Raw genomic sequence first — 2,433 nt, forward strand, 5'->3', positions numbered from 1 at the left:
GCCCAGGCCAATTCGAGCGTTGTCGTTGCGCGGGTCCGTTCAACAAGCCGTTGAAGGGAACAGCTTCGCACTACGGGGGCCGTCGGAGCTTCAAACACTGTCTCTTAACTAATTGTTATGAAATTCACATTGTCATGAATGAATTGATTGAAGATAAAATAAAACAGTTTTATTCTTTGCTTTTGCGCAAGCAATATCGAGAAATCGAGAAACTCACACAGGGGAATAATTTAAGCGCGGAAGCAATAGAAAATGCAATATCTGAATATGAATGCACATTAGTTCCATATCCAATAAATGTAGCTTTCGATATTATTGAAATTTCATCCTCTAAACCAAAGTCTTGGAGTGTTGTTGCTCCAATTTACTCTTCTGAAGAAGGGTTCTCGGATTTGAGCATAGAATTAACCATCATTCAAACCACTAACGGCCATATATACGTTGAATTAGACAATATTCACGTACGATAGCCATTTCATAACAAATGCATTGTGTCGGACCGCCCTCCGCTGCGCTCCGGGTACCCTCGCTGTCGCTCGGCGGCCCCACATGCATAGCGTTCGGTTTTAAGCACCAAGCTAAAATATGCAAAAAAAGAAATGTAAGAGATGCAAAGAGTCTATATTGGCAGGCACAGGCCTTAAGCTTGATGGTATGTGTATGCCATGCTTTAAAAAAGACAATTATGGGAGAACCCCCAAACAAATAGGCCGTATTGGAAACTCACCTTGCCCTTGTTGTGGTTATTACACGTTAGCTGATTCTCCTGGTTCGTATCAAATCTGTGAAATATGTTACTGGGAAGATGATATTGAACAGTTTCGAGACCCTACATATAGAGGCGGTGCTAATCAAGTTTCATTAACGGAAGCCCAAGAAAATTTCGAAATTTACGGTTGTTGTGAAGAATGCGTAAAACAGTATGTAAGACCAGTAGAAACAACTGATAAAAGAATTAAAGACTGGAAAATAAACACTTAAAAATTTCAAACCGAACAACAGCTTGCACACGGATCGCAAAAAGCTGCGCTCGTTCCTCGCTCCACTTTTTGCGCCCGGTGAAGCTGGGCGTTAGGCTCTTTCGGTTCCAAAGTTATTTTTACAAGAGGGGATATTTTGAATTGGGTTAAATGTATAATCGATTGTATTAGAACCATTTTTGGCATCTCAGTTTCGGTGGCAGGATCTTATTACTCTTACAAATTATTAGAAAACTCAAAAATATCAGGTGGTGAGTTTGTTACACTGACAATTGCTGTACTATTTCTTGGTGTAATCATTGCTTTATTACCAAAAATTTCTGAACTCTCTATTGCAGGTAATGTTTTAAAACTCCAAAATGCCAAAGATGTTGCTGATAAAACTATTCAATCATTACAAAAAACACAAAACTCCACTCTGCGTATTAATTTACTTTTGGTTAAAAATTCACCGGGTGGGCTTGGCGACCTTTTTCGTGGTGTCGACCCGAGAGTTGATGATTTCTGGTTAATATATAATGCAATAAAAGAAGCAGGGGCATTTGAAACATTAAAATCTGAAATAAATGAAATTTCAAAGCTCCTTTGTGTTGAGCAGCTGAAAATAATCGGTAAGCACAACACTGAAGTTCGTGACCAATACAACAACTTGAGTGACCAAGATTTTTCACTACCACCTTATATAGATGTAATGCGTTTGCTTTTAAATAAAAATCAAGAAAATCAGCATAAAGAACTCTCAAATAAAACAATTGTTGATGCATCAAACGAGTATAGAAAGCTATTTGAAATATATAATAAATCAAAAGCCTAACAAATCACTGTTGTGGGACCGCTGCCGCTGCGCGGCAGTCCCCTCGCTCCGCTCGGCGGCCCCAAAGCTCAAGCGTTAACGCCCTTAAGATGAATTGTTGAAATAATAAATCACCAGGAGCGGTTATGAAAAAGATTATGTTGTTATTACTTGCACTATCAGCTTCTGCATGCGCAAGTTCGCCTCAGTATCGTTTAGGTGACTTCACTGCTGCATCAAGTCTAAACATCCGGAACTTAGAATATGATTTAAGCAGTTCTGTAAGAGTTGCTGGAGAAGATTGCTATCGAATCGGCCAACGCCCTAATGATGCTAGGCTTCAAAGGGCAATGGATAAAGCAATACGTAATGGGCAGGAACAAGGGATAGAAGGCGATCTTTTAGTAAATGTAAGGATAGATCAACTTAATAAATATAAACCTGGATTTTTAAGCATACCGCAAAAGTGTAATTGTGTTGTTGTAACTGGTAACTTGGTTAAATTAAAAGAATAAAAGCTCTGTCGGTAAACTACTTAATGCGTTAACATTAAGGATTGCTCGTGACCGAAGGTCACATCAATCCTTTGTTCAAGAAGCCCGGTTTTCGGTACTCGATGGTCTTATAGGGTATTGCTTTTCAGCAAACAGGCGGGAGCCC

4 protein-coding genes are annotated in these 2,433 nt (G+C 39.3%); all 4 read left to right on the forward strand.

The features are described from left to right. Positions 1 to 470, forward strand: a 470-nt coding sequence (locus MSL71_RS26265; protein WP_218951148.1) for a DUF7668 domain-containing protein, incomplete at its 5' end; no start/stop codon positions are given. A gap of 115 nt (positions 471 to 585) precedes the next feature. Beyond that, positions 586 to 981 carry a CPCC family cysteine-rich protein gene (locus tag MSL71_RS26270; RefSeq protein ID WP_218951149.1) on the forward strand — a complete coding sequence of 132 codons (396 nt, stop codon included), beginning with the start codon at positions 586 to 588 and terminating at the stop codon, positions 979 to 981. A gap of 135 nt (positions 982 to 1,116) precedes the next feature. Next, positions 1,117 to 1,794, forward strand: a complete 678-nt coding sequence (locus tag MSL71_RS26275) for a hypothetical protein (RefSeq protein WP_180147491.1) — start codon at positions 1,117 to 1,119, stop codon at positions 1,792 to 1,794. A 125-nt stretch (positions 1,795 to 1,919) separates the two neighbouring features. Continuing rightward, the gene (locus MSL71_RS26280) at positions 1,920 to 2,288 is read left to right on the forward strand and encodes a hypothetical protein (RefSeq protein ID WP_180147494.1); all 369 of its coding nucleotides are present in this window, start codon (positions 1,920 to 1,922) and stop codon (positions 2,286 to 2,288) included. The last annotated feature ends 145 nt before the right edge of the window (positions 2,289 to 2,433 follow it).

It is taken from the genome of Desulfoluna butyratoxydans, from assembly GCF_900699765.1.
Classification (GTDB): Bacteria; Desulfobacterota; Desulfobacteria; order Desulfobacterales; family Desulfolunaceae; genus Desulfoluna; species Desulfoluna butyratoxydans.